Genomic DNA, 6,402 nt, shown 5'->3' with positions numbered 1-6,402 from the left:
TCGCCAAACTCAAGGACTGGCGGCGCATCGCGACGCGCTACGACCGATGTGCGCATACTTTCTTCTCAGCAATATGCATCGCCGCTGCCGTTATCTTCTGGCTTTGATTTAACGAGTCCTGAGCCTAACGATCTGTCGTACTTTGTCCATCACCGGAGTCACCTCATCTGGGCGGTTTCCAGCGCGGGAGCGGATGTGATTGTCCTGGCTGGTGGTGAGATACCGAGCAGCCCGTTGCCGTTCAGGTTCCGGTACACGAGAATCGAACGTTTCAGCCTTCACTGGAGCGACTTTTTTCTGTTCGTGAAGATACTGCATCTGCTCGTATTCAGGAGGCCAGATGCGATCCATTTCATCAGCCTGAAGCCATATCTCTATGGAGGATTGGCTGCGCAAGTTGCGAGGCTCCTGGGCTGGAACGGACAGATGGTTGTAACGGTGCCGGGCTTAGGCCGATTGTTTTGTACGCAGAACGGTGGAGAACGAAAAGACCGGGTGACCAGAAATATCGTGCAGTGGTTGCTCCGCAGGGCCATGAAAGGCGCGGTGGTCACTTTCGAAACGGCTAGTGATCAGCAGTTCTGGGTGTCGAGACAACTGGTGGCCGCCGAAGCGACAATTGTTACGAACGGGGCGGGAATAGATTTTTCCCTGTTTCCGGCAAGGAAGGTGGCGCCGGCGGAAGGAGCGCTTACAGTACTTTACGCCGGGCGGCTATTGAGATCAAAGGGCCTGGATGTGGTTCTTGCTGCCGCGGAATTGAACCGCAGTGAGAAGATCAGGATCTGGGTCGCTGGATACCAGGAAGCGGATCCGGATGCATTGCCACTTGAGGAGCTGTCGAACCATCCCAACATCAGTTTCCTTGGTGGGGTCGCAGATATGGGCACGCTTCTGGCGGAGGTGGACGCCGTAGTGTTACCTTCCAGATATAATGAAGGGATTCCCAGAATTTTGATAGAGGCGGCGGCGTGCGGCTGCGTCCCTATCGCTACCAGGTTTCCTGGTAGTCTGGCGCTGATTGTGGATAAGGAGACTGGCTTCTTTCTGCATAGCGCGAATACATCCGATCAGGCAGAGGAGCTTAGTCAGCTGCTGCAAGAGCTAAGCGATGATCGAGTGAGATTGCGCAAGATAGGAACGCAGGCAGCGCAATTTGTCAGGAGCAATGGCTTCTCATCTGACGAGATAGCCGGAACATTTTGTAAGCTCTATAAGCAGGGCCGGGCGGTAGTGCTCAGTGGGGCTGCTTAATCTGTTGGCAATGATCCTATAGTGCGGTCCTGGCAACGCTCTCCCTGCCTGAAGCGGGAGAGCGTTCAAGATGCACACCAAACTCAGGTGCTGGCGGGTATATCTGGCTTAGTTCTTGAGCGGCTTGCCGGTCTTGAGCATGTGATCGATGCGGGCCTTGGTCTCAGGCGTCCTGATGAGGCCGAGAAGGGCCTTGCGCTCCAGCGCCATGACGTCTTCCTCCGTGAGCGGCTTCGCAGCGTCACCATCTTCACCACCGGTGAGGACCGACAGCAGGGCGCTTGCGAGACGAACGTCGGTCTCGGACAGGCGGCCAGCCGCCTTCTCTGCTTCTACAACCGCCATAAGCGCTTGCCAGCCGAACTTGCCCGCTACGGTGATCAGCGCCGGCTCAGGCGCAGAAAAGCCGTTCTGCACGAGTTGAAGAGCACGAACCTTGGCGGCACCGATCAGGTGGCTGCGGTTCATGACGATCTGGCTGTCAGCCTGGAGGATGCCGCTGGCGCGCGCTTCAAGTGCGGAGCGCGACGGGTTGCCGGGGAAGATCGTGTCGAAGGCCGCCTTTGCGGCGGAAGCCGGCTCATGATCGGACGCCTGGGCGCGCAGCAACAGCTGTGTGCAGCCGCCCCAGCCGGGAACAAGGCCGACCTTGATCTCAGGCAGGCCACCCTGGAATTCAGCGTGGGCGACGACCGCATTCGAATGCAGGATGAACTCGCAGCCACCACCAAGCGCAAGGCCATGTGCGGCGGCAACGACGGGGAAGGGGCTGTACTTCAAGCGCAGGAAGAGGTTCTGGCCGCGAACGAGATAGTCCTCGACCGCCTGCCAATCCTGTTCCTCGACCTTCTTTGCAAAGAAGCCGAGATCGGCGCCGGCCGAGAAGGCGCGCGGATCGTCGTTGCCGATTACGAGGCCACGGAAATGCTGGGGACCTTCTTCGATCGCCCATTCCAGCACGTCGAAGGCGGCAGGGGCGAAGCTGTTCATCTTGGTGTGCATCTCGAAGCAGGCGATGCCATCGCCAAGATCCCAGATGGATGCAGCCTCGTTGCCATGGATCGGCTTCGACGAAGCCTTGACGGCGGCCAGCATCGAGACGGAGAAAGCGGATTGAGTTGCGCGCTCGCCGCTGCTCTTCAGCGGCTTGCCTTCCACGTAGAAGCCGCCTTTGGCAGCAGCGGCGTCGATCAGGGCCGGAACCGCTTCGCCCTCACTGCGCAAGCGTTCGGCAACGCGGGTAGCGCCATAGCTGTCGGCGAGGCGGAAGGGTCCCTGACGCCAAGCGTAGCCAAGCTCCATGGCTTTATCGATCGCCTCGATGTCGCCGGCGATTTCCGGCGCATGGGTTGCCGAATAGACGAGGGTCTCCTTGAAGACGCTCCAGGCGTAGCGACCGTATTTGTCGTCGGCATCGAGCAGCGCAGCGAGCTTCTTGCCGCCGCCCGGAAGGTTTGCCGCAGGGAATGGTGCTTCAGGGCGGAATTCGCCCGTCTCGAGGTCGGATGCCTCGCGGCTCTTGTCCGGGTTCACACGGTAGTAGCCGGCGCCCGACTTGCGACCAAAGCGGCCCTCGGCGAGGATCTTCTTCACCGTGCTGTCGCCGGGGAGATCCTGCCGATGGATGGCGTCGGTGGCCGGCAGCGTGTTCATCAGGCTGCCCCAGATGTTGGGGATCAGGTCAAGGCCGACCAGATCGAGAAGGCCGAAGACGCCCGTGCGCGGAATGCCGAAGGCTGTGTTGACAGCATCGGCTTCCTCGATGGTGAGGCCGAGCTTGCGTGCATCAAGAGCGCCTGCCGCCAGCCAGTAGCAGCCGATCCGGTTAGCGATGAAGCCGGGCGTGTCGCGGCAGTCGACCACCGTCTTGCCGAGCACCGTTTCGCAGGCGTTGCGGATGCGAGCGACGGTCTCGGGGGCGTTCTCGGGTGAAGCGACGATCTCAACCAGCTGCATGACGCGAGGCGGGTTGAAGAAGTGATTGATCATGAAGTGGGCGGCAAAATCGCTGTCCAGTCCTTCGACCAGTTGCGCCAGCGGAATCGTCGATGTGTTGGACGCGACGACGGCATCCGGTTTGCGGACGGTGGCGATGCGGCGGTAGAGCTCGCGCTTGATGTCGAGCCGTTCAATGACGGCTTCGATGATCCAGTCCGCCTCGGCGAGCAGGCCGAGGTCGTCTTCCGTGTTTCCGGCGCGGACGAGCTTTGCTGCGTCCTGATGCATGAAGCCGCCGACCTTCAGCTGCCGGGCAATGCCTGACTCTGCCGGGCCGTTCCGGTTTAGGGCATCGCCTGCGATGTCGAGCAGGATGACGGGAACGCCTGCATTGGCGAACTGGGCGGCAATGCCGGAGCCCATGGAGCCCGCGCCGATGACCGCGGCACACCGAATGCCGGACTGTTCAACTCCTACCGCGCGTACATGTTTGACCAAGGTGTTCATGCTGCCTCCAAAAAATCATTGCGATGCCTTGTCCCGCAGATGCTGCGAAGGCTTCGTTCATTTCGACTATATCGTTATGTTGATCGTCAGTCGTGTGCGGGCGGGGAGAGTTTTGCCAGCCCGTCCACGTGTTCAGCTCATTGGCCCGCGGCGGAATGGAGGCTGGCTGCGCGGCTCGCCATCTGCTCCAATGCCTCGTGATACTCGCGGATCAGCCGATCGCTGAGCTCGGCGGCGGGCAGTATTTCGCGGATGGCGCCAACGCCCTGGCCAGCTGACCAGATGTTCTTCCAGGCCTTGGCTTCATTCTCCATGTCGAGGTCGCCGTGGGCCGACAGGTTCTCGGGGTCAAGGCCGGCAGCAATGATGCTTGGACGCAGGAAGTTAGCATGAACGCCGGAGATGGCAGGCGTATAGACGATGTCGGAGGCACCCGTCTTGACCAGCATGGCCTTGTAGTCGTCGCCTACCATGGCTTCTTTCGTGGCGATGAAGCGTGTGCCGAAATAGGCGAGGTCCGCCCCCATTGCCTGGCCGGCTGCCACGTGCTTGCCGTGCGAGATCGCGCCGGAGAGGATGATGGTGCCGTCGAAGACGGAGCGGATTTCATCGACCAGAGCGAAGGGGCTCAGGGTTCCGGCATGTCCGCCGGCGCCGGCGCAGACCGCGATGATGCCATCGACGCCCGCCTGCGCGGCCTTTTCCGCATGACGGCGGTTGATGACGTCATGGAAGACGAGGCCGCCGTAGGAATGGACGGCGTCAACCACGTCCGACACCGCACCCAGCGAGGTGATGACGAAGGGCACCTTGTGCTTCACGACCATTTCAAGGTCGGCGTTGAGGCGCGGATTGGAGCGGTGAACGATGAGATTGACGCCGTAGGGTGCTGCGTCGGGATAGGCAGCAAGCCGCTCCCCGATCTCATTCAGCCATTCGACAAAGCCTTGGGTCGTTCGCTGATTCAACGCCGGGAAGGATCCCGCCAGTCCCGACCGACAGACCTCCACCACGAGATCCGGACCGGAGGTCAGGAACATGGGAGCCACAATGGCAGGCAGCTTCAGTCTGCCTTCGAAACGTCCCGGTATCGGCATTCGCTCTCCTCTTGCGAAAATGTCTGAGCCTGTATCCGGTGTGTTATCCCATGCGTTTTCTTTTGCAAATCAGGGTCGAATTGCGCGAGCCTGCTTAGAGGGTTGGAGAGCTCGAATTCACATGGAGGAAAGTGGAGATCGATGGGGATTTTCAGCGGCTCGTACCATGCACCCCCTCATGGTTAGACAGGCTGACCATGAGGGGGTGAGAGACGCGTGAACTGTCAACCGGTGATCAGCTTCGAGATTTCTGCGACGCGTTCGTCCAGAAGCTTCTGGTTGGCGCGGGTTTCAACGTTGAGGCGGAGCAGCGGTTCGGTGTTTGAAGCGCGGAGGTTGAAGCGCCAATCGCCGAAATCCATGCCGAGGCCATCGACTGTCTCCAGCTTCGGGTTGAGCGACTGGAAGTGCTCCGCAACGCGTTCCTGCGCTGCCTTGGCGTCATCCACCGTGAAGTTGATCTCGCCCGAGCAGGGGAAGGCCGCGATGCGCGCTTCCAGCACATCGGCCAGACGCTCGCCGCTGGCGGAGAGTTCTGCCACGACTGCAAGCCAGGCCAGCATGCCCGTGTCGCAGTAGCTGAAATCGCGGAAGTAGTGGTGCGCGCTCATCTCGCCGCCGTAGATGGCGTTGTGCTCTCGCATCATCTGCTTGAAATAGGCGTGACCGGTGCGGCAGGCAAGCGCCTTGCCGCCCATGCCTTCCACGATGTCGATCGTGTTCCAGGTCAGGCGCGGGTCGTAAAGGATCGTGCTGCCCGGTTCCTTCTCCAGCATACGCTTGGCGATGAGCCCAACGAGGTAGTAGCCCTCAACGAAGCGGCCCTTGTGGTCGTAAAGGAAGCAGCGGTCGAAATCGCCGTCCCAGGCGATGGCGAGATCGGCGCCATGCTCGACGACTGCGCGGCTTGCCTTTTCGCGCTTTTCTGGAAGCAGCGGATTGGGGATGCCGTTCGGCAGGCGTGGGTCGGGCTCGTGGTCCACCTTGATGAAGGTGAAGGGGAGGTGCTTTTCCAGAAGGTCGATGATCGGACCGGCGCAGCCGTTGCCAGCGTGGCAGACGATTTTCAACGGCTTCAGGGGCAGACCCGCGACCTCGTCCAGGAGGCGAGCGATATAGCGTTCGCGTGGGGCTTCGTCGGCGAGCTTGCCGCGTTCGGCATAGCTTGAGGCGACCGGGAAAACCTCACTGCTGCGTAGCGCTGCTTCGATGGCATTGAACGCGTTATCTGGCGTGGCGGCGGAAGCGCCCTTCAGCACCATCTTGATGCCGTTATAATCTTCCGGATTGTGACTCGCGGTGACCATCAGGCCCGCATCAGCACCGCTATCTGCAGTGTGGAAATAGACTTCCTCGGTGCCGCAGCGGCCTACCGGGAGCACATCGACTCCACTGTCGAGAAAGCCCTGAATCAGCGCCTGGGCCAGACCGGGGCTATCGATACGCATGTCATGTCCGATGACCACGGACTTCGGCTGCAACGTCTGCCTGGTCGCCTGGGCAAAGCGATAGGCAAAAGGAACATTCAACTCGCGCGGAATCTGCCCGCGCACATCATACGCCTTGAACGGAGCGGCCATACACTATCTCTCCTTGGTAAGGTGCT

At 60.6% G+C, this 6,402-nt stretch carries 4 protein-coding genes and 1 pseudogene; 2 read left to right on the top strand and 3 right to left on the bottom strand.

Annotation, left to right across the window (positions count from 1 at the left end):
* Positions 1-107, top strand: a pseudogene (locus IEX27_RS16660) (IS5/IS1182 family transposase); the annotation flags it as partial.
* A gap of 319 nt (positions 108-426) precedes the next feature.
* The gene (locus IEX27_RS16655; RefSeq protein WP_308642626.1) at positions 427-1,254 is read left to right on the top strand and encodes a glycosyltransferase; all 828 of its coding nucleotides are present in this window, start codon (positions 427-429) and stop codon (positions 1,252-1,254) included.
* 108 nt (positions 1,255-1,362) lie between these two features.
* Here the strand turns inward: IEX27_RS16655 and IEX27_RS16650 are convergent, their stop codons facing one another.
* The 3 genes from IEX27_RS16650 to IEX27_RS16640 all read right to left on the bottom strand — a co-directional run bounded on the left by IEX27_RS16650 (position 1,363) and on the right by IEX27_RS16640 (position 6,376).
* On the bottom strand, positions 1,363-3,699 hold the full coding sequence (locus tag IEX27_RS16650) for a 3-hydroxyacyl-CoA dehydrogenase/enoyl-CoA hydratase family protein (RefSeq protein ID WP_188722209.1): 2,337 nt from the start codon (positions 3,697-3,699) through the stop codon (positions 1,363-1,365).
* A 137-nt stretch (positions 3,700-3,836) separates the two neighbouring features.
* Entirely contained in the window at positions 3,837-4,796 is a 960-nt protein-coding gene (locus IEX27_RS16645; RefSeq protein WP_188722208.1) for an NAD(P)H-dependent flavin oxidoreductase, read from the bottom strand.
* A 224-nt stretch (positions 4,797-5,020) separates the two neighbouring features.
* Positions 5,021-6,376 (bottom strand): phosphohexomutase domain-containing protein, encoded by a 1,356-nt coding sequence (locus IEX27_RS16640; RefSeq protein WP_188722207.1) that lies wholly within the window; start codon positions 6,374-6,376, stop codon positions 5,021-5,023.
* Positions 6,377-6,402: the final 26 nt, after the last annotated feature.

It is taken from the genome of Nitratireductor aestuarii (assembly GCF_014641695.1).
Taxonomy (GTDB): domain Bacteria; phylum Pseudomonadota; class Alphaproteobacteria; order Rhizobiales; family Rhizobiaceae; genus Chelativorans; species Chelativorans aestuarii.
Note: the sequence above shows the minus strand (reverse complement) of the source record. Positions and strands in the feature narration are given on the sequence as shown.

Bases quoted from the DNA above. Each gene is read 5' to 3' on its own strand.
- IEX27_RS16655 (WP_308642626.1), top strand. From the start codon at position 427: ATGGTTGTAACGGTGCCGGGCTTAGGCCGATTGTTTTGTACGCAGAAC.
- IEX27_RS16650 (WP_188722209.1), bottom strand. From the start codon at position 3,699: ATGAACACCTTGGTCAAACATGTACGCGCGGTAGGAGTTGAACAGTCC.
- IEX27_RS16645 (WP_188722208.1), bottom strand. From the start codon at position 4,796: ATGCCGATACCGGGACGTTTCGAAGGCAGACTGAAGCTGCCTGCCATT.
- IEX27_RS16640 (WP_188722207.1), bottom strand. From the start codon at position 6,376: ATGGCCGCTCCGTTCAAGGCGTATGATGTGCGCGGGCAGATTCCGCGC.